This is a genomic window from Marinobacterium rhizophilum (assembly GCF_024397915.1).
GTDB lineage: Bacteria > Pseudomonadota > Gammaproteobacteria > Pseudomonadales > Balneatricaceae > Marinobacterium_A > Marinobacterium_A rhizophilum_A.
The window spans coordinates 3,617,362-3,643,446 of sequence record NZ_CP073347.1 but is presented as its reverse complement, the minus strand read 5'-3'; the positions used below and the strand labels follow the sequence as shown (position 1 = coordinate 3,643,446).

Genomic DNA, 26,085 nt, shown 5'->3' with positions numbered 1-26,085 from the left:
TAACAGGTTGTTGATGCTACAGCAGCGGCCGCACCAGGGATGACACCGGCACGAACTGGGGCTTGCCGGTCAGCTCATCCGGTGCGACCCGGGCATGCACCCGAAACACATCGGCCAGCAGCGACTGGGTCAGTACCTCGGCGGGGGTCCCCTCCTGCTCCAGCCGGCCCGCACGCATGGCCACCAGGCGCTGACCAAACTGCGCCGCCTGGTTCAGGTCGTGCAGCGACATGATCACGGTCAGGCCCTGCTGACGATTGAGCTCGCTCAGCAGTTCCAGCACCTCCAGCTGGTGGCCGAGATCCAGGTAGGTGGTGGGCTCGTCCAGGATCAGGGTTCCCGCCTGCTGTGCCAGCGACAGCGCAATCCAGGCCCGCTGGCGCTCACCGCCGGACAGCGCCGACAGCGGCCGTGCCTCGAAGCCGGCCAGCCCCGTGACCCGGATCGCCCAGCGCACCATCTTGAAGTCCTGCTCTGTCGGCTGCCCCAGCAGGCGCTGATAGGGAAAACGGCCATAGCGCACCAGCTGCTCCACGGTCAGGCCGTCCGGCGCAACCGGGTGCTGCGGCAGCATGGCCACGCGCTGCGCCAGTTCACGCCGCCGCCAGCGGGCCAGCGGGCGGCCATCGAGCAGCACCTGCCCGTGCTGCGGTTTCAGCAGGCCGGCCAGGGCCCGCAGCAACGTGCTCTTGCCGCAGCCATTGGGGCCGATGAGACAATGAATCCGGCCGGCATCCACCGCCAGATCCAGCTGCGGCACGACAACCTTGTCGTCATAGCCCAGCGTCAGTTCCCGTGCCAATAACATCCAGCGTCCCTCCCAGGCCCGTGTTTCGACAAGCCGGCCAAGACCGCAGCAGCACACTCAAGCCGCAGCCGTTGGGACTTGATAAGGAGACAATGAATCCGGCCGGCATCCACCGCCAGATCCAGCTGCGGCACAACAACCTTGTCGTCATAGCCCAGCGTCAGTTCCCGTGCCAATAACATCCAGCGTCCCTCCCAGGCCCGTGTTTCGACAAGCCCGCCAGGACCGCAGCAGCACACTCAAGCCGCAGCCGTTGGGACTTGATAAGGAGACAATGAATCCGGCCGGCATCCACCGCCAGATCCAACTGCGGCACGACAACCTTGTCGTCATAGCCCAGCGTCAGTTCCCGTGCCAATAACATCCAGCGTCCCTCCCAGGCCCGTGTTTCGACAAGCCGGCCAGGACCGCAGCAGCACACTCAAGCCGCAGCCGTTGGGACTTGATAAGGAGACAATGAATCCGGCCGGCATCCACCGCCAGATCCAACTGCGGCACGACAACCTTGTCGTCATAGCCCAGCGTCAGTTCCCGTGCCAATAACATCCAATACACTCCTATGCCTGCCTGCGTGCCAGCAGATAGATAAAAAATGGTACCCCGAGCAGGGAGGTAATCACCCCGATGGGGATCTCCGCCGGCACCAGCAGCAAGCGTCCGAGCAGATCCGACAGCATCACCAGCAAGGCACCGAACAGGGGCCCCAGCAGCAGCTGCAGCCGCAGATCCGGGCCACAGCTAAGCCGTGCAATCTGCGCCACGATCAGGCCGACAAAGCCGACCGGCCCCACTACCCCGACGGCACTGGCGGCAAAGAGCACGGCCACCAGCAGCAGCGCGAAACGCCACAGCTCCACCCGCAAGCCCAGGCTGCTGGCGACATCGTCCCCCAGCTGCAGCAGGTTGGCGCCGGCCAGCAACGCCGGCAGCAGGCCCAGCGCCAGCAGCGTCCAGGGCAGCAGGGCCCAGAGGTGCGCCCAGTCGCGCCCAAACAGGCTGCCGGCCAGCCAGATCAGTACCGTTTCGGTATTCATGGAACCCCAGCCCGCCAGCACCCCGGTGGCCAGCGCACTCAGCACGCTGGCCACGGCAATGCCGCTCAGCACCAGGCGCACCGGCGTGACACCACGATTCCAGCCCAGCCGGTATACCGCCGCCGCCGCCAGAATTCCGCCGCCGCAACTGAGCAGCGGCAGCCAGTCCAGGCTGATCGACAGGGCCGAATAGGCACCGCTGCCCCCCCAGAAACGCTCCGCCAGCACAAAGGCCAGCACCGCGGCAAGACTCGCACCGGCATTGATGCCCAGCACGCCGGCATCCGCCAGGGGATTGCGCATCACCGCCTGCAGCAGGGAACCGGCAATGGCGAAGTGCATGCCCACCAAGCCCGCCAGCAGCACCCGCGGCAGGCGCAGGTTCCAGACGATATCGGTCGCCACTGCATCGCCCTCGCCGGTCAGGGCCTGCCATACCTGCAGCGGCGTCAGCGTCACCGCACCGTAGAGCAGGTTCAGCACCAGGGCGCCCCCCACAAGACCCAGCAACAACAGCGCGAGTCCCAGAAAACGCGGACACTCAAAGCGCTGCAGTTGCGCAGCCGGTGCACATTGCGCCTGTATCGACATTAAAAAACCCTCGTGCGGATCAGCCAGATAAACAGCGGGCCACCCTGCCGCGCCCTGAATAGTGCCGTAAACATGCCCAGCGTCAGTGCGGCCGGCGCGGCCTGCGTCTGTAGCCGCATCACAAAACCCTCGTGCGGATCAGCCAGATAAACCGTGGACTACCCAGCCGTGCCCTAAACATGCCCAGCATCTGTACCACCATCACAGCACCCTCGTGCGGATCAGCCAGATGAATAGCGGGCCACCCAGCAGCGCGGTAAACATGCCCAGTGGCAGTTCCGCCGGTGCGGCCAGCGTCCGTGCAACCAGGTCGCTCAATGTCACCAGCAGCGCACCCAGCAGCATGACGGCCGGCAGCGCCAGGCGCTGATTATTGCCCAGCAGCAGACGCACCAGGTGGGGCGCCACCAGCCCGACAAAGCCCACCGGGCCCGCCACTGCCACCGTGGCCGCGGTCAGTGCCACGGCAACGGCCACAAATCCCAGGCGCCAGAACAGTACACGGGCGCCCAGGCCCCGGGCGATTTCGTCATCGAGGCGCAACAGGTTCAGGTAACGGGAAAAGCCCATCACCAGGAAGAGACCACCACAGGCCCAGGGCAGTATCAGCTGCACATGGCTCCAGCCCCGCCCCAGCAGGCCACCGGCCAGCCAGAAGTAGAGCTGCTGCGCCTGGGCGCCGGAAAACAGCAAAAAAGCCGTGGCCAGGGCGCTGGCCAGGGCCGTGACCGCGATGCCGGCCAGTGCCAGGCGCAGGGGTGAAAAGCCCCCCTGCCCGGCCAGCACAAAGGTCAGTGCCGCCGCGCCAGCGCCGCCCAGCATACCGAGCCAGGGCAGCCAGATGGCACTCACCACGAACCCGACCTGGGCGACCACCACCGCCATGGAGGCGCCGGCCACCACGCCGGTCAGGCCCGGGGACGCCAGCGGATTACGGGTCACCGTCTGCATCACCCAGCCGGCAACCCCAAGGCTCGCACCCACCAGCAGGCCGGCCAGAAAACGCGGCAGGCGCAGCTCCCATACCAGGATCGCCGGTAGCCCGCTTTCAGTGCCCTGCAACAGGCGCCAGAGTGTTTGCAGTGGCACCGGCACGGCGCCGGCGGCCAGCGCCAGGGTCGCGGTAACGAGCAAGGCCAGCAGCAGCCCGACAAGCAGCCCCAGGCCCTTGAATTCAGCCCCGGGTACTCGACCACAGGCCCGCGCCGACAGGGTTCCGTTCAGCATGAGCAGGCGTCCTAGCGAAAGGGCCGGCTGGCCAGGGATGCGGGCAGCTCAGGCTGCGGGAAGCTGTCGGGATACAGGCGCCAGGCCATTTCCCGCAGGATCCATTCGCGGGCAACGGGGCCGCCGCCTTCCTTCCAGTGCAGGCCCACCTCATACACCCGCCCCTGCTGCACGGCCTTCAGATAGGGCCAGACCGGGTTGGCGGCATAGGCATGGCGGGTGCCGGAGGCAAACATGAAGATGACATCGGGGTTCAGCAGCAGCAGCTGTTCCAGGCTCAGCTGGTAGCCAAAGGGCACCGGCTGCCCGGGGGTGGGCGAGGGGCCGATGCTGTTGGTGGCGTTCAGGCGCTCCAGCAGGTCGGTACTCAGGAAGTGATCGTAATAGGCAAAGGGAGCCTCGCCACTGCCGGCCAGCAGGACCGCACTGAGTCCACCCGGGGCCCGGCGGCCATAGTCCTCCACCAGTGCCTCGAAGGCGGCATTCAGCGCCTGGCCCTCTGCCGCCTTGTCCAGCGCCGTGGCAATGCCCGCCACCGCCCTAAGGCTGTCATCGTAGCTGATCACATCGAAGGCATAGAAAGGCGCCAGGGCGCTCAGTTTCTGGGCGCTGGGCTCGGTGTAACGCCGAATCGCCAGAATCAGGTCGGGTTGCAGTGCGGACAGCTGCTCCAGGTTAGTGCTGGCGCGCTGCCCCAGGCTCGGCACGCCGTCCATCAGCGGGCCCAGGAAATCCGGCACCGGGCGATCACCAAAGGTCGAGGCGCCGGCCGGTGCAACACCCAGCGACACCAGGGTATCGGCGGCAAAGGTCGAGATGGCCACCACCTTCCCGGCTCCCGTCTGCGGCACGATTTCCAGCCCCCGGTCATCCGTCAAGGGGGCGGCAGCAGCCTGCAGGGCCGGCGGGAGGAACGCCAGAGAGCCCGCTACCATTAATGCCTTTAGTCCCTGAAATCGCATGAATTTGCCCCCCTGAAACGGATATATTGGCGGGCAGTCTAAAACAAACAATAATGATTTGCATTTAGATTATTATAGATACCTCCGTTGGTGTTATGTGAAAGATTGCCGGTAATCCCGCAGACGGCGAAACAGGATGCCGCGATCCTCTCCCAGCAAAAAGGTATCGACGCCCTGCTCGCGCCAGTGCTCGAACTGGCCGGGCACCCGCGGAATGGCACAGAACCGAAGCCCGGCCCGGCGGGTCTGTTGCGCCACACGGGCAATGGCCTGCTGGACCTGCGGGTGCTGGGCATCCGGCCCCACTCCCAGCGACAGCGCCAGGTCCAGGGCGCCTTCAAGAATCCAGTCCACCCCCGGCACCTGCACGATGGCATCCAGGTTCTCGACACCGGCACGGGATTCGATCATCAGTACCACCAGGGTCTCGGCATTGGCCCGTGCCAGGTAGTCCGCCAGCGGCAGGGTGCCGAACCCGGTGGTGCGCCCGCCGGTGACCCCGCGCTGTCCCTGGGGCTGATAGCGTGCCGCGGCGACCACCGCCCGGGCCTCGCTCGCATCATTGACCCGCGGCACCACGATACCCTGGGCGCCGGCATCCAGCGCGCGCCCAATGGCACCGGGATCGACACCCGGCACCCGTACCAGCGCGGCGATACCGGCGGACTCCGCCGCCCGGATCATGTGTTCGAGGGTTTCGGGATTGACGCTCAGGTGCTCCATATCAAGGACCACGAAGTCGTAACCGGCATACCCCAGCATCTCCACCAGCCAGGGGCTGGGCACCGAATTGAGCATGCCGCAGACGGCCTCGCCCGCCGCCAGCTTTTGTTTCAGGGGGTTCAACTGCAGCATCAGGCCGGCTCCGTCTCGTCGATATAGTGCATCAGCGGCGCCGGATGACGCAGAAACTGCTGATGGGAGATATTCCAGGCGTAGGCACCGGCCAGGCTGAACAGCAGCAGGTCACCGACCGCCAGCTCCGCCACCTCGACCTGGGACGCCAGCACATCCTTGGGCGTACAGAGCTGCCCGACCACCGTGACCTTCTGGCCCCGCAGCCGCTCGCCGCTGCCGCCGGGCAGGCGCCTGAACGGATGATCGTGCCCCTGGGCGGCGGGGGTACGAAAATGATGGGTGCCGCCACGACAGATGGCGAACCAGCTGCCGTGGTTGCGTTTGAGTTCCAGCACCTCCATCAGGTAATAGCCACAGGGTGCCGTCAGGTAGCGGCCGCACTCGAAGCGGATGCGAAAGGACGCCATCTGTTCCCGGGCGATCAGCCGGTGCAGGCCGGCGCTGAATTGCTCCCAGTCGAACTGGGACTCGGGCGCACGGTAGTTGATACCGATACCGCCGCCGACATTGATGTGGTCGATCTTGAGCCCGAACTGCTCGCGCCAGTGCCGTACCTGGCGGAAGTAGTCCGCCAGCAGGGCCAGGTGAGCGCCGGCGTCCTGCTGGTGCGACACCAGGTGAAAGTGAAAACCCCGCAGCTGCAGCTGCGGATGCGCCCGGATAAAGTCGATGCAGGCCGGCAACTCCACCGGGTCTATACCAAAGGGTGTCGGCTTGCCCCCCATGGTCAGGGTGGTCTGCGGCAGGCTGGGCAGGGCCAGGTTCATGCGCAGCAGTATGGCCTGCGTCCCCCCCTGGGCCTGGAGCAAGGCTGCCAGGCGGCGCAGTTCGGCCAGGCTTTCCACATGCACCAGCTCGACACGCTGCGCCAGCGCAAGCGTCAGCTCGGAATCGAGCTTGCCGGGGCCGCCAAAGATCAGCGGCACCTCGGGAAACTGCTGGCGCACCCAGTCGATCTCGCCGCCGGATGCCACTTCAAAACCGTGCAAATGCTGTTCGAGCACATCGAGTACCGGTCTTTCGGCGTTCGCCTTGACGGCATAGAACAGCTCGCAGTTGGCCGGCAGGGATGCCACCAGGGACTGCACATGGCGTCGCAGTGCTGGCAGGTCATAGATATAGGCGCAGACAGGATCGGCACTGTCCGCCTGCAGCCGGGCGGCGGCCTGCGCCACCGCATTGAATCGAAACTCCATGGATACTCCGGTTTGAGACTGCGATTAGAGGTTTGTCAGCGGGCTTTGCAGCGGCACGTATTCCGAGCAGCGGTCCGCCCGCTGCAGTACCCGGTTCAACAGGTTGGTCTTGTTGGGCCAGGCCTCCCCTCGCAGCAGCCGCGTGATCAGGTCTGCGGAAACGGCGTTGCCGTGGCGCTGCTGGTAGCACTCCAGGCTGAGCGCGAGCTCGCGCCAGAGTTGGCGCTCCAGCCCGGCGTCACCCCGGGCCAGGTAATACACCGCCTGGCTGAAGTTGTTGATAAACAGGCAATAGGCGACACGCTGCCAGCCTTTTTCGGCCCTGTACTCCACCGACTGCCGCACCCGGGGCGACAGCGACGCCAGCTGTTCCTGCGACCAGCGCCCCGTCACCAGCTTGGTGCCTTCCAGGTCGCGGATATAAAGCCGCGCCGGCAGCCCTTCCTGCAGCCCCACCACCACGTTCTGCAGATGCGGCTCGAACACCACCCCCAGCCGGCAGAGGGCAAACAGCATGGGATGCGCCAGCTGCTCCACGTAGGCGGCGAACCATTCCCTAGCAGCCTCGCCATAATCCTGCCCCTGGCGCCGGGCCCGCTGTTCCACCTGGTAGCGCACCTGAACATGGCCGCTGAGGCTGTCGCCAAAGAGGGCACCGGCCAGCAGCGGGGCCTCTCCCTCTGGCCAGCACGGGCTGCTGCGCAGAATCACCCCAAAGGCTTCCTGCAACTCGATGCGCTGCGCCTCTGGCTGGTCCTGAAAGTCCAGGCTGACAAACGCCGGCTCCGCCATCAGGCTCAGGGACGGGAAGGTCTCGGTCAGCTCACCGGCATGCCGTTCCAGCAGCTGGCAGAGCCCCACTGCACCCTCCAGCTCATACCAGGCATTCTTGCGCACGCAGTTGGTCAGGCGCACATGCAGTGAGCATTTCAGGAAAAAACCGGCACCGGGGCGGTACAGTGTGCGGACCGATGCCGTGGGATACCAGGGCTCCCCCGCCGGCCCCAGGTCGATCAGGCGGCCGCTGGCCAGCGCGGCCTGCACCGGCGCCAGCGAGCGGATATGGCCCGCCTGCCAGGGATGCACCGGCAGCACCCGGTAGCCCGCCGGGACCTCGAACGCCGGCAGCTCACCGGCGAGCAGGTCGATCGCCTCGCCAGCCAGCAACGAGCGCTGCTTCAGGTCTTCCCCGCGCACGGCGAAATAGTGCAGCCTGAAATCCGCGCCCACTTCCGGCGAATAGCGACGGATGGCCTCCAGGCTGATGCCCTGCCGGCTCTTGGGTGTCGGATGAAAGGCGTGTCCAAAGGTCAGTGCCTGTTCGGATCTCAGGTAGGCCTCAGCCCCCAGCCCCCAGTCGTGATCCCGCGCCCCCAGGGCAATAAACTCCGCCATGACCCCCACGCTGTTTTCGATCTGCTGCATCAGCTCGACATTGATCGGGCTGCCGTACAGCTGCGCCAGCTCGGCCAGCAGCAGGCGGCTCAGGCGCGGCCAGTCGAGCTCCTGCCAGGACCGGCCAAAGCCGCCGCCATAGGGCGCGGAAATATAATCGTAATTCAGCGTCACAGACGGCAGCGCCACGGCAACCAGGATCCGCACCTGCGTCCGCGCCAGGCGGATCTCGAGAATATGACCGTGCTGTAGCCGCTGCGAATGCTTCAGAGCCAGCGGCCAGCCCCGGTGCCCGAAGGGCGTATCCAGCTGCAGCAGGCCGGCGGGGGCCGCCACCTCGCGGCAGTAACAGTTCAGCAGCGCGGCCATGGAGCGGGTGCCAGCCAGATCCTGCTGGTGCTGGGCGCGGTAGGCGAGCGCCGAAGATTGTGCAGACATGTCAGTTCCTTTCAGCGTGAATAAAGCAGTGTTTACGAAAGCCGCACTGCAGCAGCAGGCAGAGCGACAGCAGTACCAGGGCCGCGGCCAGCAGCGGGCTGCTGAGGCCAAGGATGCCGCTCAGGGCGCCGGCGCAGAGGCCCGCCGCCACCCCGGCCCACTTGGCCGCCGCGTCCAGGCGCCCGAACAGCCCGCCGGCCCGCCGACCACTGCAGGCGCTCATGAGGCGGTGCAGCGCAACGAAACAGGCCGTCATGGCCAGCCCCATCAGCAGCCGCAGCATGATCAGCGCCACCAGGCTGTCGGTGAGGTACTGGCCCCAGTAGCTGAGCGCCAGCACGGCAAAGGCAAGCTGCAGGCAGCGTAACGCCGGCCAGCGGTGCAGCAAGGTGCCCAGGCTGTGGTTCAGCAGCAGGTAGACCAGGTGTGGCAGGCTGAACAGCCAGGCGACCGCAACGGCCCCCAGGGCCGCAAAGCGCAGCTGCATGTCGGCAATGAAATAGGGGAAACCGATCACACAGGCGAAGGAAAAGCCGAACTGCAGCGCGAACAGCACCCCCCGGGACACCGGCTCCCGATCCCCGGCTGCCGCCCTGCCCGGGGTGTCGGAGCGCGCAGGCGCAGGCACCGCCGGCAGCGCCAGCAGCATCACCAGCGCCGCCAGCAAGGGCAGCCAGGCCAGGTAGCCATAGAGTTGCAGCGGCGCCACAAAGCCGATCAGCCAGCCAAACAGCACCGGGGCCACCACCAGGGCGGCGCGGGCGGAACCCTGCATCCAGTTGAGTGACTGGGCCAGGCCCGCCCCTTGCACCAGCGATGCCAGGTAAGCGCTGGAGGCGGCAAACGTCCCCCCCAGCAACCCCTGCACCACCAGCGCCAGGGCGAAGAACAGCGGTGAGGGCGCCAGCGCCGCCAGCATAAATCCCAGCGCCAGCCCGAGCTGGGCCCGCAGCAGGGAGCGCCGCGCGCCATAGCGGTCGGCAAAGCGTCCCCACCAGGGCGCCGCCAGGGCGGTGCACAGCGTCGGCAGCACATAGAACCAGCCCACCAGATGGGTCTGGCTGGAGTCGAAACTCTGCAGCAGTATCATCGCGAAGAAGGGCGGCATGCCCAGCGCCGCCAGGGCCGCGGTAAAATGACACAGCATCACAACCGCAATATTGCGGCGTTCGGAACCGGTCATGACCGCGTTCACGGCGCCTCCCGGAGGAAGTTGGGCGCACTCTTGCCATAAAACTTGTTGATGTCCGCCGCACCGGAGCGCGCCTTGCTTTGCAGGGTGCCGGCGGTCAGCAGGTATTTGGCATAGAGATGCTCGTCTTCCAGCAGCAGCGCGCGCAGTCCGCTGGCATCCTCGCCGGGCAGTGCCGCCAGGCTGGCCTCCAGCGCCTGGCGCAGCAGGCCATAGAGCGCGCCGCGCTCGCCGTGACCGCGCTCAGCCATGCCCTCGATCAGCGGCGCCAGGTTGAGCTGCAGGCAAATGGTGGTGAACATCTGCCCCAGTGCCAGCGCATCCTGGCTCCAGATGCGCAGGTCCTGCAGCCCCTCGACATGGCGGTACAGCTCCGGCCAGCGTGCGGCCAGCTGCTGGCGGTCGATACGCGGGGCATCGTTGTCCTTGAGCAGCAGCCGCATGCGGCCTGCCCCCGGGCCGAACAGCAGCATCGAGTTCTGCTGGTTCGACTCCAGCGCGATGCCGTAGCGCAGCCAGAGCGTCACGTGCACCGCGAAGGTCAGCTCCAGGTAGTGGCGCAGGAATGCCAGCGTATCGCCCTGGTAAAAGCGCGCACTCAGCTCTTCGAACACCCGCTCCCCGGTCGGCGTGACCGCCAGCAGCCCGGCCACCGACACCAGGGTGCCCTCCCTCGCCTCCTGCGGATAGCGCCGCTGGATGTAGCCCAGAAAGCTCTGGCCATCGACATGGGCACCGCGGCTTTCATCGGTCAGCAGCAGGCGCCCGCGCAGCCGCTCGTCCTGTCGGGCGAGGGCTCCCAGCAGGGTCTGCACCCGCTGACCGTCATCGATGGTACTGGGCTTTACGGTGCGGATATTGCGGCTGCCGAGCGTGCGGATGGTCAGCGGCAGCTTGATATGGGTATCGGGGCGCTCCAGCAGCACCAGGCTGCGGACCGACAGCGTAGGCACCACCTCGACACAGGCCTGGGGTGCCCGGATGACCTGCTGTTCCAGGCCGGTTTCGTGCAGCAGCCGCGTCAGCGTTTCGCCCCACAGAAACGGATGCACCGGCACCAGGCGGTAATCCGGCGCCAGCGACGCGCTCAGCCCGACGCGGGCAAAACCCGGTTTCCAGTCCGGCTCATCCGGCTGGTTTGCCGTATAGAGCGAGCGCGGCACCGCGAGCCAGCGCAGCGCGAAACGGGGCTGGAATTCCGGCGCATAGCGCTCAAGATCCGCGACACTGAAGCCGGCCTTGGCGCGGGCGGTCGGGTAATAAGGGTGGTCGAGGTAGGACGCCAGCCGGTCGTAGTGCAAAAAACGCCGCGTCCAGCCCGGCAGCTCGTGCAGCCCGGTGCTGCGGCCTTCCAGGCACTGTTCAAAGTAGGCCTGCTGCGCCTGCTTGCAGCACCGGCCCTGCTCCACGGCAGCGCGGCATTCAGCGGCGAAGTCCTCATAATGGGCCCGCTCGGTGGCCGCCAGACCGCTCGAGAGCCACGCCAGCAGCGCATCGCAATCGGCCAGCCGCCGGCACTCGCCCGTGCCCGCGGGCTGCGCGATAACCGGGCCCGCACGGTAGCGCCAGGGCTGCATAAAGCGGCTGGCCTGCACCGGTATCCAGAGCCTGCCGGCGGCCAGGTGCTCCAGCAGCCACCAGTCGCCGCCATCATCCGCGGCCTCCAGGCCCTCGAGCTCCGCGGACCCGGCGGCCAGCCGGCGCCCACGGCGGGCCATCTGCTGCACGTCCTCGCGCAGCAGCGTGTCCAGCACCCGGGCCAGGATGTAATCCGAGGCCTCATCCATGAAGCTGCTCATGCTTCCATCCCCCAGTTCAGCCCGGCCATGGCGCCCGAAACCCGCGCCTGCAGCTGAGCCTCGCAGCGGCCGGCGGCCCGGATCACGCCCAGGTAATCCTTGTTGGAATAACTCAGCTCCAGCTGGTCGCCGGCCCGGCGCAGCGGCCTGAATTCGACGAAGCCTTCGGCCCAGTCCTCGCGAAATGCCGTCGGCGCCAGCGTCAGGCGCCCGGCCTGCGTCGCCCGGACATACTGGATCAGCAACTGCACATCAGGCCGCGCCAGCGCTGGCAGGGGCTGCCCCATATGCAGCTGCAGCAGGGTGCGAAACAGGGGGAAATCGAGCGTCTGCTCCAGCAGAAACTCGCGACCGTCGCCGATGGTGCGGTAATTGATTTCGATCAGCCGCGGGCCCCTCGCCGTCTGCACGAACTCGGTATGGCAGGAGCCGAAACCCACGCCGAAATCGCGGATCAGCCGGACCACCTGCTGCAGATCGGCATCGTCGATATCCAGCCCCCAGCGCGCCGATAGCTCGATAAAGTGCGGTGGCTCGGACAGCTCGACCCTGAACCCGCCCAGCACCTCCAGCCGTTCGCCATCGCCGAGCGTTTCCAGCGTGTAGAGGGGCCCCTCGATATATTCCTCGATCAGCAAGGGCTGCCCCGGCTGGCGCGCCCAGAGCTGCTGGCAGCATGTCGCGAGCTCTGCCGCCGAGCGCGCCAGGCTCACATCCAGGCTCGCCACCCCTTCGCGCGGCTTGACCACACAGGGATAGGGACAATCCGCCAGCAGCGGTTCCAGCTGCGATGCGCCGGTCACCAGGCGATACCAGAAGGGCTCTGCACCCAGGGATGCCAGGTGCTGACGCATCGCCGCCTTGTTCTTGGCGCGGTAGCACACCCGCCAGTCCTTGCCCGGCAGGCCGAAGTACCCGGCCACCAGCGCGGTGGAGGTTTGCAGATGATCGCTGTGGGAGAAAACGGCCAGCGGTGCAATGCCCGCCTCCTGCAGGGTCTCGATCACCGCCACCGGGTTAAACACATCGCACGCCAGGATGGCGTCGGGATAGGCTTCGCGCCCCTCCTCGGCGAAATGCGCTCGCTGCTCCGGGGCCAGGTCGGTAACGATGATGGGCGAAAGCCCCAGCTCCCGGGCGGCGGGCAAAAAGCCCTCGTTGAGCACTTGCGTGACGACATGGGCGATAAAGACGATCTGACCCGACATTCCTTGAGCTCCCTATTTTGTATTGTTGACTGGCATTGCGGCGATCGGCACGGGCCGGCGCAGGAGACGGAACCGGCAGAGGCACCCGAACTCCAGCCACAAATACTAAATACGAATCACTATCATTAGCAACATCATTTTAAACATTTGTTTGGATTGGTCGTTCGACAGGCAGCAGCCAGCACAAGCGCAAGCGGCAACACCAGGGAGAAAAGGCTTCGATGTCAGGAGAGGTTTCCGCTGGCCCGAGGGCGACACCGGCGCCGGTGACAGTGCCAGAAAAAAGTAACGGTTATCTGCAGATAGCGGCAAAAGGCTTCACAAAAGCCGACGTTGACCGCTGTTATCTAAAGACAGAGGCGGCCTCCGTTACGCCGGAACACTCACACCCGCAGCAGCAGGTGCTCGCGCTCCCAGGAACTGATCACCTTGTTGAAGGCTTCGTATTCCGCCAGCTTCACCGCTACATAGGCTCGGACGAAGCGCTCTCCCAGGATTGCCTGCAGCGGCTTGCAGTCCGACAGCAGCCGCAGTCCCTCCTCCAGGGTGCGGGCGATCTCGACCCGGCTGTTGGCGTCGTAGGCACTGCCCTGGCTGGGCGCCGAGGGTTGCAGCTGCTCCTTCAGTCCCAGGTAGCCGCAGGCCAGGGACAGGGCAATGGCCAGGTAGGGGTTGGCATCGGCGCCGGCAAAGCGGTTTTCGACCCGCGTCGATTCCGGGCTGCTGCTGGGCACCCGCAACCCGGTGGTGCGGTTGTCCAGCCCCCACTGCAGGTTGATGGGGGCGGCGATATCCGGCACGAAGCGGCGATACGAATTCACATTGGGCGCGAAGAAACTGATGGCCGCCGGCACGTATTTCTGCAAACCGCCGAGGTAGTGGTACAGCGCATCGCTCAGGCTGCCATCGGCCTGGGCGAAAATATTCTGCCCGCTGCGTACATCCAGCAGGCTCTGGTGAATATGCAGCGCACTGCCGGGCTCGTGCTCCATCGGCTTGGCCATGAAGGTGGCGTAGATATCGTGCTGCAACGCCGTTTCACGCAGGGTGCGCTTGAAGGTAAATACCTGGTCGGCCAGCAGCAGCGCATCGCCGTGCTTGAAGTTGATCTCCATCTGGCCGGCACCGGACTCGTGAATCAGGGTATCCACGTCCAGCTGCTGCGCCTGGCAATAGCGATAGAGGGTATCGATGATGGGGTCGAACTCGTTCACCGCATCGATACTGTAGGACTGGCGGGCACTCTCGGAACGGCCGGAACGCCCTACCGGCGCCTTGAGTTCGTAGTCCGGGTCCAGGTTGCGCTGTACCAGGTAAAACTCGACCTCCGGCGCCACCACCGGCGTGAGGCCTTCGGCTTCGTACAGTGCCAGCACCCGTCGCAGCACGCTGCGCGTGGCCAATGGATGCAGCTGCCCCTGGATGTCGTAGCAATCGTGGATCAGCTGCGCCGTGGGCTCCTTGGCCCAGGGGGCCAGGCGCAGGCTGGTCGGGTCCGGCCGCAGCACCATGTCCCGGTCCGCCGGGTCCACCAGCTCGTCATGTTCGCGCGACCAGTCGCCGGTGACCGTCTGGATCAGAATGCTTTCGGGCAGGCGGGCCGTCTGCTCGGCAATAAACTTGCGCGTGGGCAGAAACTTGCCGCGGGCATTGCCGGTCATGTCCGGCACCAGGCACTCTATCTCGCTGATACTGTGTTGCTGCAGAAACGTCTCGATCCTGTCCATCGCGCACCGTCCGGATAAGTGTCCATACCCGTTTCAGTGTATGACAAGTTTCTTTGCCCGGCGCTGTCAAAACACTTATCCATATCCATAGTATGCTGATACAAAAGACTTTTTCAGCCGTGCGGAGCCCCTATGCCCAGCAGTGGTTTTGACGCCTCCTACTATGCAGCCAGCGCCCGGGCCATGGCCCCCTGCGATACCCTGCAGGACGAACGGGAGGCCGATGTCTGCATCGTGGGGGCGGGCTACACCGGCCTGTCGGCGGCGCTGCACCTGCGCGAGCAGGGTTGCAGCGTGATAGTGCTGGAAGCGGATCGGCTGGCCGGGGGAGCCTCCGGGCGCAACGGCGGCCAGGTGTGCGTGGGCCTGAACCCCGGCCAGGCGGCGCTGGAGGCCTGGCTCGGCAGCGAGCATGCCCAGCAGCTGTGGGCGCTGTCGCTGGATGCGGTGGCGCTGGTCAAGGCGCTGATCGAGAGGCTACAGATCGACTGTGACCTCAAGCCCGGCATTCTACATGCGGCCTTCAAGCCTTCCCATGTCGAGGCCATGCAGCGCGAAGCCGAACATCTGCAGCACCACTACGGCTACGCGGGCGTGCGCTTCGTGACGGGCAGCGAGGTACGCGACATGCTCGATACCCGGCGCTATCACGGCGGCCAACTGTTCAGCGAAGCGGTGCACCTGCACCCGCTGAACTACGCCCTGGGCCTGGCCGCGGCGGCCCGGGCGAAGGGCGCGCAGCTGTTCGAACACAGCCGGGTGCTGGATTACCAGCACGGGCCAGGGGGCATCCGGGTCCGCACCGCCCGGGGCACGGTGCGGGCACAGACCCTGGTACTGGCCTGCAACGGCTACCTGGGGGCGCTGGAGCCGCGCATCGCCGACAGCATCATGCCCATCAACAACTTTATTCTGGCCACCGAACCGCTGGACCCGGAGCTCGCCCGGCGCCTGATCCGGGATGACCTAGCCGTGGCCGACTCCAAGTTCGTGGTGAATTATTTCCGCCTCAGCGCCGACCGGCGCCTGCTGTTCGGTGGTGGCGAAACCTACCGCCGCCATTTCCCCGGCGATATCAAAAGCCTGGTGCGCCGGCACCTGCTGCAGGTGTACCCGCAACTGGCAAACACCCGCATCGACCATGCCTGGGGCGGCACCCTGGCCATCACCCGCAACCGCATGCCGTTTTTCCGCCGTCTGGACAATAACCTCTATGTGGCCCAGGGCTACTCCGGCCACGGCATCGCCCTGGCAACGCTCGGCGGCAAGCTGATCAGCGATGCCATCGCCGGTTCGCCCGAAGGTTTTGACACCCTGGCCCGGGTCCCCACACCGGGCTTCCCCGGCGGCCCCCTGCTGCGCTGGCCGGCCCTGGTGGCCGGCATGCTGTATTACCAGCTGCGGGATAGGTTCAGCTGAGTTTCAATTGGTAGCCGTAGTTCTAATGCCAGATGGATAGGCTGGGTGAAGATCCGAAGGATCGTAATCCAACAGCGGGGTTTCACTGCTTTATTTCAACGCTGTCGAATTATTGGAGTGTCAGATACCCGTAGCGCTTTAATAAAGTCCACTACGAAAAAGGCCCGGCATTGCTACCGGGCCTTTTAGTGCTTCTAACCTGACGGACGTTTAGCTCGCCGCCTCACTCGTCCCGGTAGGCATCGATACTCGGGCAGGAGCAGATGAAGTTGCGATCGCCGTAGACATTGTCGATGCGGTTCGCCGAGGGCCAGAACTTGGCGGCACGGGTGGCGGCGGTCGGGAAAATGGCTTCGTCACGGCTGTACGGGCGCTGCCAGTCGGCCACCAGATCCGCCTGGGTGTGGGGGGCATTGCACAGCGGGTTGTTGTCCGCCGGCAGCGAGCCGTCCTGCACCCGCTGGATCTCGGCACGGATGCCGATCATCGCTTCGACAAAGCGATCCAGCTCCAGCCTGGACTCGGATTCCGTCGGCTCGATCATCAGCGTGCCGGCGACCGGGAAGGACATGGTCGGGGCGTGGAAGCCGTAGTCCATCAGGCGCTTGGCGATATCCTCTTCGGTTACGCCCGAGGCTTCCTTGAGCGGACGGATATCCAGGATGCACTCGTGGGCCACCTTGGCGTTACGGCCACGGTAGAGTACCGGGTAGTGGTCCGCCAGCTTGGCGGTCAGGTAGTTGGCGTTGAGGATCGCCAGCTCCGTCGAGTGTTTCAGGCCGTCCTTGCCCAGGGCGCGGATGTACATCCAGGTGATCGGCAGGATCGATGCGGAACCAAAGGGCGCCGCCGCCACCGCACCGTTGTCCTGGCTCAGCCCGTCCAGCGGGCTCACCTTGTGGCTCGGCAGGAAGGGGGCCAGGTGGCTCTTCACGCCGATGGGGCCCATGCCCGGGCCGCCGCCGCCGTGGGGAATGGCGAAGGTCTTGTGCAGGTTGAGGTGGGATACGTCGGAGCCGATCAGGCCGGGCTTGGAAATCCCCACCTGGGCGTTCATGTTGGCGCCGTCCATGTACACCTGGCCGCCGCACTGGTGGATGATGCGACAGATGTCGACGATCGCCTCCTCGAAGACCCCGTGGGTGGATGGGTAGGTGATCATCAGGGTCGACAGGGCGTCGCTGTGCTGCTGCGCCTTGGCGGTCAGGTCGGCGATATCGACGTTACCCTCGGCGTCGCATTCGACGATGACCACCTTCAGCCCCATCATGGCGGCGGAGGCCGGGTTGGTGCCGTGGGCGGACGAGGGAATCAGGCAGATATTGCGGTGTCCCTCGCCAATGGATTCCTGGTACTTGCGGATCGCCAGCAGGCCGGCGTACTCGCCCTGGGCACCGGAGTTGGGCTGCATCGAGATCGCGTCGTAGCCGGTGATCTCCACCAGCATCTGTTCCAGCTGGTCGATCATGCTGTGGTAGCCGGTCACCTGGTTGGCGGGTGCGAAGGGGTGGATATTGGCGAACTCGGGCCAGGTCACCGGGATCATCTGCGCGGTGGCGTTGAGCTTCATGGTGCAGGAGCCCAGCGGGATCATGCCGTGTACCAGGGAGTAGTCCTTGTTCTCAAGGCGCTTCATGTAGCGCAGCATCTCGGTTTCGGACTGGTAGCTGTTGAAGGTCGGGTGCGTCAGGATGGCGTCTTCGCGACGCATGTCGGCGGCAATGCCGGTCGCTGCCCCGGCGGTGATACGGGCGTCCAGCGCCGCGATATCCGGGCCATGGCCGGCGCCCAGCAGGATATCCAGCAGCTGCGCCACGTCCGCCGCGGTGCTGGTCTCGTCCAGGCTGATGCCCAGACGACCATCGGGGTAGTTACGCAGGTTGCAGCCGGCCTCCAGTGCACGCTGGTAGGTCGCGGTGTCGGCGGCAAAGGTCAGGGTATCGAAATAGGTCGCGTTGCAGGCGACGCCCCTGTCGGCCAGCCCCGTGGCCAGGATCGCCGTCAGCCGGTGCACCCGCTCGGCAATGACCTTCAGCCCCCGGGGACCGTGGTAGACGGCATAGAAGCTGGCCATGTTGGCCAGCAGTGCCTGGGCAGTACAGATGTTGGAGGTCGCCTTTTCGCGGCGGATATGCTGCTCGCGGGTCTGCATCGCCATGCGCAGCGCAGGGTTGCCGCGGCTGTCGATGGACTGGCCGATAATGCGTCCCGGTACCGAGCGCTTGAGCCGCGCGGAGGCGGCGAAAAAGGCGGCGTGGGGGCCACCGAAGCCCATCGGCACGCCAAAACGCTGCGACGAGCCGAACACCACGTCGGCACCCAGGCTGCCGGGGGACCGGAGCAGAACCAGTGCCAGCAGGTCGGACGCCACGGCGGTCATGGCCTTCTGCTGTTTCGCCTGGCTGATCAGGGCCGCGATATCGCGCACGTCACCCTGGCTGCCGGGGTACTGCAGCAGCACACCGAAGACATCGTGCTGCGCCAGTTTTTCCGGTGCATCCACCACCACTTCGTAGCCGAAGTATTCGGCCCGGGTTTTCACCACATCGAGGGTCTGGGGGTGCACGTCGTCGGCGACGAAAAAGACATTGCTCTTCTTGCTGTTGGCGCGCTTGCACAGCGTCATCGCCTCGGCGGCGGCGGTGGCTTCATCCAACAGGGAGGCATTGGCCAGGTCCATGCCGGTCAGGTCCATCACCATCTGCTGGAAGTTCAGCAGCGCTTCGAGCCGCCCCTGGGCGATCTCGGGCTGATAGGGTGTGTAGGCGGTGTACCAGGCCGGGTTTTCCAGCACGTTGCGCTGGATCACGTTCGGCACCCGGGTATTGCTGTAACCCATGCCGATGTAGGACTTGTTGACCTTGTTCTGGCTTGCCAGGACACGCAGCTCGGCCAGGGCGTCGATCTCGCTGACACCCCAGTCCATCGCCAGGGCGTCATCCAGCCGGATGGCATCCGGCACCGTGTGCTCGATCAGCGTCTTGAGCGAATCCAGCCCAAGTTCGGCCAGCATGGCCTGCTGTTCAGCGGTATCCGGGCCGACATGACGCCGGGTGAATTCGTTGCGCTGTTCCAGCTGGGCCAGCGTGCGTGTCTCTACAGTCATCGTCTTCTACCTGCTCTTTTATTCTCGGTACACCGGCCTTGCGCGCGGGCGCTATCAGGCGTCTTCGGCGACGGTCGCCTGGTACTCGACCGCGCTCAGCAGGTCCGCCAGTTCAGCTGCGTCGGACAGCCTGACCCGGGCGATCCAGCCACCCTCGTAAGGGCTCTCATTGACCGTTTCCGGCGTATCTGTCAGCGCATCGTTGACCTCGACCACCTCGCCGCTGATGGGCGAGTAGATGTCGGAGGCCGCCTTGACCGATTCAACCAGCGAGAACTCCTCGCCCTTGCTGATCTCGCGGCCCAGCTCCGGCAGCTCCACGAACACCACGTCGCCCAGCAGCTCCTGGGCATGGTCGCTGATGCCTACGGTCGCGGTACCGTCACCGTTGTCGAGCACCCATTCATGGGAAGCGGCATATTTCAGATTTGTCGGTACATTGCTCATCGTTATTTTCCTTCTTGCTGTTCATCGAGGGTCCGGCGGCAATCGCCCTCAACCGGTGACAGCAAAAGCCTAGCAATACACTTTCCTAGTTTCAACAAATATTTCCTATTGGAAACTACGGAAACACAATTCCGCAGCCTCCATGCCGATTTGTTACGGCCGTTACAGGTATTCAGATAGCTTTTGTTCAGGCGACCTGCCGGGGCCAGACAGATGGGTACGAAACAAAGAAATATTGTTTCCTATTGGAAACTTCGTTTACTTGGTGCATGATGAGGCCACAGTCGACGGCCGTGGCCACCCTGTTCGCCAGGGAACAGCCTAATTGCCGCGGCCCGATGCACCCGAAACGCCAGCCCGATCCCCAGGCGGCTCAAGACGCAGCAACTCCGCAAGCAGAGGTGACAGGATGGAACTCATTCCGTTGAAACAACTGAAGGGCGAATCCAAGATGGCGCGCCTGCGCCACAAGCCCGATCCCGGCCGTGCGCGCCTGGCGAAGCCCGAGTGGATTCGCATCGACCCGCGCAGCAACAGCAACGTCGCCAGGGTGAAAAAACAGCTGCGTGAGCTGAAACTGCATACGGTGTGCGAAGAGGCATCCTGCCCGAACCTGGCCGAATGTTTCAGCAAGCGTACCGCCACCTTCATGATCATGGGCGGTATCTGCACCCGCCGCTGCCCCTTCTGCGATGTCGCCCACGGCAAGCCCCTGGGGCTCGACCCGGATGAGCCGCGCCATGTAGCCCAGAGTATTCAGCAGCTGAACCTGCGCTATGCGGTCATCACCTCCGTCGACCGTGACGACCTGCGAGACGGCGGCGCCGCCCACTTCAGTGAAACGGTGCGCGAGTCCAGGGCGCTGAATCCCGGCCTGACGGTGGAAATTCTGGTACCTGACTTTCGCGGCAAGCTCGATACCGCGCTGGCGGCCCTGGCCGTCGACCTGCCCGATGTGCTGAACCACAACATGGAAACCGTGCCGCGCCTCTACGCCACTGTGCGCCCGGGCGCCGACTACCAGAACTCGCTGAACCTGCTGCAGCGCTACAAACACCGGCACCCCGATGTCACCACCAAGTCCGGCCTGATGGTGGGCCTGGGCGAAACGAAGGACGAGATCGTCGCGGTCATGCAGGACCTGCGCCACCAGGGTGTCGACATGCTGACAATCGGCCAGTACCTGCAGCCGAGCCGGCACCACCTGGCGGTCGAACGCTACGTCACGCCGGACGAGTTCAAGGCCTACGAGGAGATCGGCTACCAGCTGGGGTTCAGCAACGTTGCCAGCGGCCCCATGGTGCGGTCGTCCTACCATGCGGACCTGCAAGCCTCGGGGCAGTCACTGACTTAACGAGCACCCGGGGTTGCCCTGGGAAACCAGGGCAACCCCGGCTCTTCATCAACACCAGGCAACCGTGCCGCCCCCGCCTGGAGGGGTGCGGTGTGCTTGCGATTCCAACCCAGGCGGGAGAACAATACGATGTTTAACAATAACGACCTGATTCAGAATTTCGATGCAGACCTGTGGGCGGCCATGACCGCCGAGGTTCAGCGTCAGGAAGATCATATCGAACTGATCGCCTCCGAAAACTACACCAGCCCGCTGGTGATGCAGGCTCAGGGCTCGCAGCTGACCAACAAGTATGCCGAAGGCTACCCGGGCAAGCGTTACTACGGCGGCTGTGAATACGTCGACGTGGTCGAGCAGTTGGCCATCGACCGCGCCAGGGAACTGTTCGGGGCCGATTACGCCAACGTGCAGCCGCACTCCGGCTCCCAGGCCAACGCCGCCGTCTACATGGCGCTGTGCGCCCCCGGCGATACCGTGCTGGGCATGAGCCTGGCCCACGGTGGTCACCTGACCCATGGTTCCCACGTCAACTTCTCCGGCAAGATCTACAACGCCGTGCAGTACGGCCTGACCGAGAACGGCGAGATCGATTACGACCAGGTGGCCAGCCTGGCCCGCGAGCACAAGCCGAAGATGATCGTGGCCGGTTTCTCCGCCTATTCCCAGGTGGTTGACTGGGCGCGTTTTCGCGAGATCGCCGATGAAGTGGGTGCCTTCCTGTTCGTCGACATGGCCCACGTTGCCGGCCTGATCGCCGCTGGCCAGTACCCCAACCCGGTACCCTTTGCCGATGTCGTGACCACCACCACGCACAAGACGCTGCGCGGCCCCCGTGGCGGCCTGATCCTGGCCAAGGCTAACGCCGATATTGAGAAGAAGCTGAACTCCGCCGTATTCCCGGGCGGCCAGGGCGGCCCGCTGATGCACGTTATCGCTGCCAAGGCTGTGGCTTTCAAGGAAGCGCTGCAGCCCGAGTTCAAGGAGTACCAGACCCAGGTGGTCAAGAACGCCAAGGTACTGGCCAAGGTGTTTATCGAGCGTGGCTACGATGTGGTCTCCGGCGGCACCGAGAACCACCTGTTCCTGCTCAGCCTGATCAAGCAGGGCCTGACCGGCAAGGATGCGGACGCTGCCCTGGGCCGTGCCTCCATCACCGTCAACAAGAACGCCGTGCCCAACGATCCGCAGTCGCCCTTCGTGACCTCGGGCCTGCGCATCGGCTCGCCGGTGATCACCACCCGCGGCTTCAAGGAAGCGCAGTGCGAAGCCCTGGCGGGCTGGATCGCTGACATCCTGGATGCCATGCAGGCCGGTGATGCCGACGCTGCCATCGCGGCTGTAAAAGACAAGGTCCAGGCCCTCTGTGCGGACTACCCGGCGTACCGCTGATCCCGGGCTCACTCTCTACCGTTACCCATAACACGCAGGCCCGCCGAGACGGCGGGCCAGGAGGCACAGATGGCTATCAGCCTGTTCGATATGCTGACCGTCGGTATCGGGCCGTCCAGCTCCCATACCGTGGGGCCAATGAAGGCGGCCTGGCAGTTTGCTCAGCACCTGGATGAAACCGCGTTACTGCCCCGCGTCGCGGCGGTACAGACCCAGCTGTACGGCTCGCTCGGCGCCACCGGCAAGGGTCATGGCACGGGGCCGGCCGTGCTGTTGGGCCTTGAAGGGCACCTGCCCGACCAGGTCGACCCCACCCGGGTGGCCCCGCGCAGCGCCGAGATTCACAACAGCGGCAGCCTGATGCTGCTCGGGCGACAAACCATTGGCTTCATTGCCGATGAACACCTGATCTACCACCGCAAGGAAAGCCTGGCGCTGCACGCCAACGGCATGAGCTTTCGCGCCCTGGACGCTGACGGACAGCTGCTGAGCGAAAAAACCTACTACTCGATCGGCGGCGGTTTCGTTGTGGATGGCAACGCCGAGTCGGGCGTCGCCATCGAGGCCGACCAGACCCCGCAGCCCTACCCGTTCAGCACCGGCGCGCAGCTGCTGGCACAGTGCCAGGCCAGCGGCCTGTCGATCGCGGACCTGATGCTGGAAAACGAAAAGGTCTGGCGTAGCGAAGCAGAGATCCGCGCCGGTATCCTGCAGATCTGGCAGGTCATGCAGGAGTGCGTGCAGAACGGTACCCGCAACGAGGGGATTCTGCCCGGCGGGCTCAAGGTGCGGCGCCGTGCCGCCGCGCTGCACCGCGACCTGCGCAACCGCACCCGCATGGACCTGATCACCCCGTCGCTTGGTGCGCTGGACTGGGTCAACCTCTATGCGCTGGCCGTGAACGAGGAGAACGCCGCCGGTGGTCGCATGGTCACGGCCCCCACCAATGGCGCGGCCGGCATCATCCCGGCGGTGCTGCACTACTACATGCATTTTTGCCCCAATGCCGACGAAGACGGCGTGGTGCGCTTTCTGCTGACCGCGGCCGCCATCGGCATCCTGTTCAAGATCAATGCCTCGATCTCCGGCGCCGAAGTCGGCTGTCAGGGTGAGGTCGGTTCCGCCTGCGCCATGGCGGCGGCAGGCCTGGCCGAAGCCACCGGCGGCACACCGGAGCAGATCGAGAATGCCGCCGAGATTGGCATGGAACACAACCTCGGGCTCACCTGCGATCCCATCGGTGGCCTGGTGCAGGTACCCTGTATCGAGCGCAATGCCATGGCCGCCGTCAAGGCGATCAACGCCGCCTCCCTGGCGCTGCGCGGCGACGGCCAGCACTTTGTCTCCCTCGACAAGGTCATCCGCACCATGCGCGAAACCGGCCGCGACATGCTCGACAAGTACAAGGAAACCTCCCGCGGCGGCCTGGCGGTCAATATCGTCGAGTGCTGATCGCACGCGTTGCGGCTTGCATGTGCCCGCAATCTGCGACTAGGACGCGGCCTCGGCCCGGTGTTTCGCGGCAATAAACGCCATGTGGGGCACATGTATCAGGTCGGCGATGCGACGAATCACGTGTTCCTCATAATGGTGGAGTTCGCCGTCGGCGAAAGCGATACGCCAGAGGTTCTCGATCAGCGCCACCTTCTCCTGCGGTGTGCAGATGTCATTGAGTCGCGAGGTAAAGCGAAAGTAGTCGGTGGCCTGGTGCTGCGCCTCGTGCGCGCGCTGCACCAGGGCATCCGCCTCAACGGCATCCAGCCCGAAACTGCGCTGAATGATCGCCAGCAGCGTATCCCGCTCCTGCAGCCGGTGCTCGTAGTCGGAGGCGATCACCTCCACCATCAGCGCCGCCGAGATCAGGGACACCGTCTCCTGCGCCTCTGCGTTCGCCTTCTCGCCACCCAGCTGAAACACGTCGGCCAATGCCGTTTTAAGCCTGTTGAACATCGGGGTTCCTCCTCGGTTGCGCAGTGGACTCGACCGTTGCCGCAAAAGTTCACCGCCATACCTGCTGCCCGCCTCCCCACTCTGGCGGCAATCCAAACAAAACCGCCCGACAATAGGTGCCGGGCGGTAACGGAACTGAACCGGTGTCGCGCTATTCGACCGTTACGGATTTGGCCAGGTTGCGTGGCTGGTCGACGTCGGTGCCCTTGAGCACGGCGACGTGGTAGGACAGCAGCTGCAGTGGCAGGGTGTAGACGATGGGCTCCAGGATGCCCGGCACCGGCGGCAGTTCCAGCACCTGCACGCCCTCTTCGGGCTGCACTTCCTGGCGACTGCCGGCAAAGACGAACAGTTCGCCACCACGGGCACGCACTTCCTGCAGGTTGGCCTTGAGCTTGTCGAGCATCTCGTTGCGCGGTGCCACCGTGACCACCGGCATGTCCTTGTCGACCAGCGCCAGCGGGCCATGCTTGAGCTCGCCGGCGGCATAGGCCTCGGCGTGGATGTAGGAGATTTCCTTGAGCTTGAGCGCCCCTTCCATCGCCACCGGATTGAGCGGGCCACGGCCGAGGAAAAGCGCATGGTGCTTCTCGGCAAAGGCTTCGGCCATTTTCTCGATGGCGGAGTCCAGCCCCAGTACCTGTTCCAGCAGCCCCGGCAGGGTTTTCAGGTCTGCCACGATGGCGGCTTCGGTGGCGTCGCTCAGTTCATGGCGGCGACCCAGCACCAGGGTGGTCATCAGCAGGGCGACCAGCTGGGTGGTGAAAGCCTTGGTCGAGGCCACGCCGATTTCGGGGCCGGCGTTGGTCATAAGGCAGAGGTCGGATTCGCGCACCAGGGAGCTGCCCGGCACGTTGCAGATGCTCAGGCTCGCCAGGATGCGATCGCGCACCTCGCGCAGGGCCGCCAGGGTATCGGCGGTTTCCCCGGACTGAGAAATGCTGACAAAGAGCGTCCCCTTGGGCAGCACCACCTTGCGGTAACGAAACTCGCTGGCCACTTCCACCATGCAGGGAATGCCCGCCAGATCCTCGATCCAGTACTTGGCGATCAGGCCGGCGTGGTAGCTGGTGCCGCAGGCGACGATCTGCACCTGCCTGACCTGGTCGAAGATGGCCGGCGCGGCAACGCCAAAGGCCTCTTCCAGCACCCGGCTGTCGCCCAGGCGCCCTTCCATGGCGGCATGCACGACGCGGGGCTGCTCGTAGATTTCCTTGAGCATGTAGTGCTTGTATTCGCCCTTGTCGACGCTACCGGAGCCGTGCTGGAACTGCTGCACCGGGCGTTCGACGGACTCACCGGCACTGTCCCAGATCTCTATGCCCAGACGACGCAGGCGCGCCACATCACCCTCTTCGAGGTAAATGAAGCGGTCGGTAACCTGCAGCAGTGCCAGCGGGTCGGAACCGATGAAGTTCTCGCCGATCCCCACGCCGATGACCAGCGGGCTGCCCTTGCGTGCCGTGATCAGCTCGCCGGGGTAATCCTCGTGCATCACGCCCAGGGCAAAGGCCCCGTGCAGCTGTGCCACACAATTGCGCACCGCATCCAGCACGCTGGCGCCGGCACTGATGGCGCTGTCCAGCAGATGGGCGATGACCTCGGTATCGGTGTCGGAGGTGAATTCGTACCCCTTGGCGATCAGGTCACGCTTGAGGGCCTCGAAGTTTTCGATAATGCCGTTATGCACCACCGCAAGACGGGCGCCGGACATATGTGGATGGGCATTGTTTTCGGTGGGCTTGCCGTGGGTGGCCCAGCGCGTGTGGGCGATGCCCAGCTGGCCGTCCAGCGGGGTTTCGGCCAGGGCATCCCCCAGCGCCTGTACCTTGCCGGCACGGCGCAGACGGTTGATCTGGCTGCCGTCCCACACCGTCATGCCAGCGGAGTCATAACCGCGGTATTCAAGCCGGCGCAGGCCTTCGAGCAGTATTTCCGATACCGGCCTTGCGGCGATAGCCCCTACGATTCCACACATGTTTCGA

Annotated in this window: 19 protein-coding genes; 4 read left to right on the top strand and 15 right to left on the bottom strand. The window is 65.0% G+C overall.

Annotated elements, in window-relative coordinates:
- Positions 1 to 16: 16 nt before the first annotated feature.
- The 11 genes from KDW95_RS16335 to KDW95_RS16285 form a co-directional block, all read right to left on the bottom strand.
- Entirely contained in the window at positions 17 to 808 is a 792-nt protein-coding gene (locus KDW95_RS16335; RefSeq protein WP_255852882.1) for an ABC transporter ATP-binding protein, read from the bottom strand.
- 557 nt (positions 809 to 1,365) lie between these two features.
- Positions 1,366 to 2,433, bottom strand: a complete 1,068-nt coding sequence (locus KDW95_RS16330) for a FecCD family ABC transporter permease (RefSeq protein ID WP_255852881.1) — start codon at positions 2,431 to 2,433, stop codon at positions 1,366 to 1,368.
- A 201-nt stretch (positions 2,434 to 2,634) separates the two neighbouring features.
- Positions 2,635 to 3,660, bottom strand: a complete 1,026-nt coding sequence (locus KDW95_RS16325; RefSeq protein ID WP_255852880.1) for a FecCD family ABC transporter permease — start codon at positions 3,658 to 3,660, stop codon at positions 2,635 to 2,637.
- A gap of 11 nt (positions 3,661 to 3,671) precedes the next feature.
- Positions 3,672 to 4,622, bottom strand: a complete 951-nt coding sequence (locus KDW95_RS16320) for an ABC transporter substrate-binding protein (RefSeq protein WP_255852879.1) — start codon at positions 4,620 to 4,622, stop codon at positions 3,672 to 3,674.
- Positions 4,623 to 4,715: 93 nt separating this feature from the next.
- Positions 4,716 to 5,477 (bottom strand): HpcH/HpaI aldolase family protein, encoded by a 762-nt coding sequence (locus KDW95_RS16315; protein WP_255852878.1) that lies wholly within the window; start codon positions 5,475 to 5,477, stop codon positions 4,716 to 4,718.
- On the bottom strand, positions 5,477 to 6,676 hold the full coding sequence (locus tag KDW95_RS16310) for a type III PLP-dependent enzyme (protein ID WP_255852877.1): 1,200 nt from the start codon (positions 6,674 to 6,676) through the stop codon (positions 5,477 to 5,479). Before KDW95_RS16310 ends, KDW95_RS16315 begins: the two co-directional genes overlap by 1 nt.
- A 24-nt stretch (positions 6,677 to 6,700) precedes the next feature.
- The gene (locus KDW95_RS16305; RefSeq protein WP_255852876.1) at positions 6,701 to 8,509 is read right to left on the bottom strand and encodes an IucA/IucC family protein; all 1,809 of its coding nucleotides are present in this window, start codon (positions 8,507 to 8,509) and stop codon (positions 6,701 to 6,703) included.
- A gap of 1 nt (position 8,510) precedes the next feature.
- Positions 8,511 to 9,704, bottom strand: coding sequence for an MFS transporter (locus KDW95_RS16300; protein ID WP_255852875.1), 1,194 nt, complete (start codon positions 9,702 to 9,704; stop codon positions 8,511 to 8,513).
- Positions 9,701 to 11,500, bottom strand: coding sequence for an IucA/IucC family protein (locus KDW95_RS16295; RefSeq protein WP_255852874.1), 1,800 nt, complete (start codon positions 11,498 to 11,500; stop codon positions 9,701 to 9,703). Before KDW95_RS16295 ends, KDW95_RS16300 begins: the two co-directional genes overlap by 4 nt.
- The gene (locus KDW95_RS16290) at positions 11,497 to 12,708 is read right to left on the bottom strand and encodes an ATP-grasp domain-containing protein (RefSeq protein ID WP_255852873.1); all 1,212 of its coding nucleotides are present in this window, start codon (positions 12,706 to 12,708) and stop codon (positions 11,497 to 11,499) included. The genes KDW95_RS16295 and KDW95_RS16290 overlap by 4 nt, the downstream gene beginning before the upstream one ends.
- A gap of 383 nt (positions 12,709 to 13,091) precedes the next feature.
- Positions 13,092 to 14,435 carry a glutamine synthetase family protein gene (locus tag KDW95_RS16285; RefSeq protein ID WP_255852872.1) on the bottom strand — a complete coding sequence of 448 codons (1,344 nt, stop codon included), beginning with the start codon at positions 14,433 to 14,435 and terminating at the stop codon, positions 13,092 to 13,094.
- A 132-nt stretch (positions 14,436 to 14,567) separates the two neighbouring features.
- On the opposite strand from KDW95_RS16285, the gene KDW95_RS16280 reads away from it, so the two are divergent.
- The gene (locus tag KDW95_RS16280) at positions 14,568 to 15,854 is read left to right on the top strand and encodes an NAD(P)/FAD-dependent oxidoreductase (RefSeq protein ID WP_255852871.1); all 1,287 of its coding nucleotides are present in this window, start codon (positions 14,568 to 14,570) and stop codon (positions 15,852 to 15,854) included.
- Between the two features lie 223 nt (positions 15,855 to 16,077).
- Here KDW95_RS16280 and gcvP read toward each other — a convergent pair whose 3' ends face one another.
- The gene (gene gcvP / locus KDW95_RS16275) at positions 16,078 to 18,960 is read right to left on the bottom strand and encodes an aminomethyl-transferring glycine dehydrogenase (protein ID WP_255852870.1); all 2,883 of its coding nucleotides are present in this window, start codon (positions 18,958 to 18,960) and stop codon (positions 16,078 to 16,080) included.
- A 54-nt stretch (positions 18,961 to 19,014) separates the two neighbouring features.
- The gene (gcvH, locus tag KDW95_RS16270) at positions 19,015 to 19,407 is read right to left on the bottom strand and encodes a glycine cleavage system protein GcvH (RefSeq protein ID WP_255852869.1); all 393 of its coding nucleotides are present in this window, start codon (positions 19,405 to 19,407) and stop codon (positions 19,015 to 19,017) included.
- 409 nt (positions 19,408 to 19,816) lie between these two features.
- Between gcvH and lipA the strand changes: the two genes are divergently transcribed.
- From lipA to KDW95_RS16255, 3 genes are all read left to right on the top strand, one after another.
- Positions 19,817 to 20,761 carry a lipoyl synthase gene (gene lipA, locus KDW95_RS16265; RefSeq protein ID WP_255852868.1) on the top strand — a complete coding sequence of 315 codons (945 nt, stop codon included), beginning with the start codon at positions 19,817 to 19,819 and terminating at the stop codon, positions 20,759 to 20,761.
- Positions 20,762 to 20,890: 129 nt separating this feature from the next.
- Entirely contained in the window at positions 20,891 to 22,150 is a 1,260-nt protein-coding gene (glyA, locus tag KDW95_RS16260; RefSeq protein WP_255852867.1) for a serine hydroxymethyltransferase, read from the top strand.
- A 69-nt stretch (positions 22,151 to 22,219) separates the two neighbouring features.
- Positions 22,220 to 23,602, top strand: coding sequence for an L-serine ammonia-lyase (locus tag KDW95_RS16255; protein WP_255852866.1), 1,383 nt, complete (start codon positions 22,220 to 22,222; stop codon positions 23,600 to 23,602).
- A 39-nt stretch (positions 23,603 to 23,641) separates the two neighbouring features.
- Here the strand turns inward: KDW95_RS16255 and KDW95_RS16250 are convergent, their stop codons facing one another.
- Positions 23,642 to 24,100 (bottom strand): TerB family tellurite resistance protein, encoded by a 459-nt coding sequence (locus KDW95_RS16250; protein WP_255852865.1) that lies wholly within the window; start codon positions 24,098 to 24,100, stop codon positions 23,642 to 23,644.
- 151 nt (positions 24,101 to 24,251) lie between these two features.
- Entirely contained in the window at positions 24,252 to 26,078 is a 1,827-nt protein-coding gene (glmS, locus tag KDW95_RS16245; protein WP_255852864.1) for a glutamine--fructose-6-phosphate transaminase (isomerizing), read from the bottom strand.
- Positions 26,079 to 26,085 lie beyond the last annotated feature (7 nt).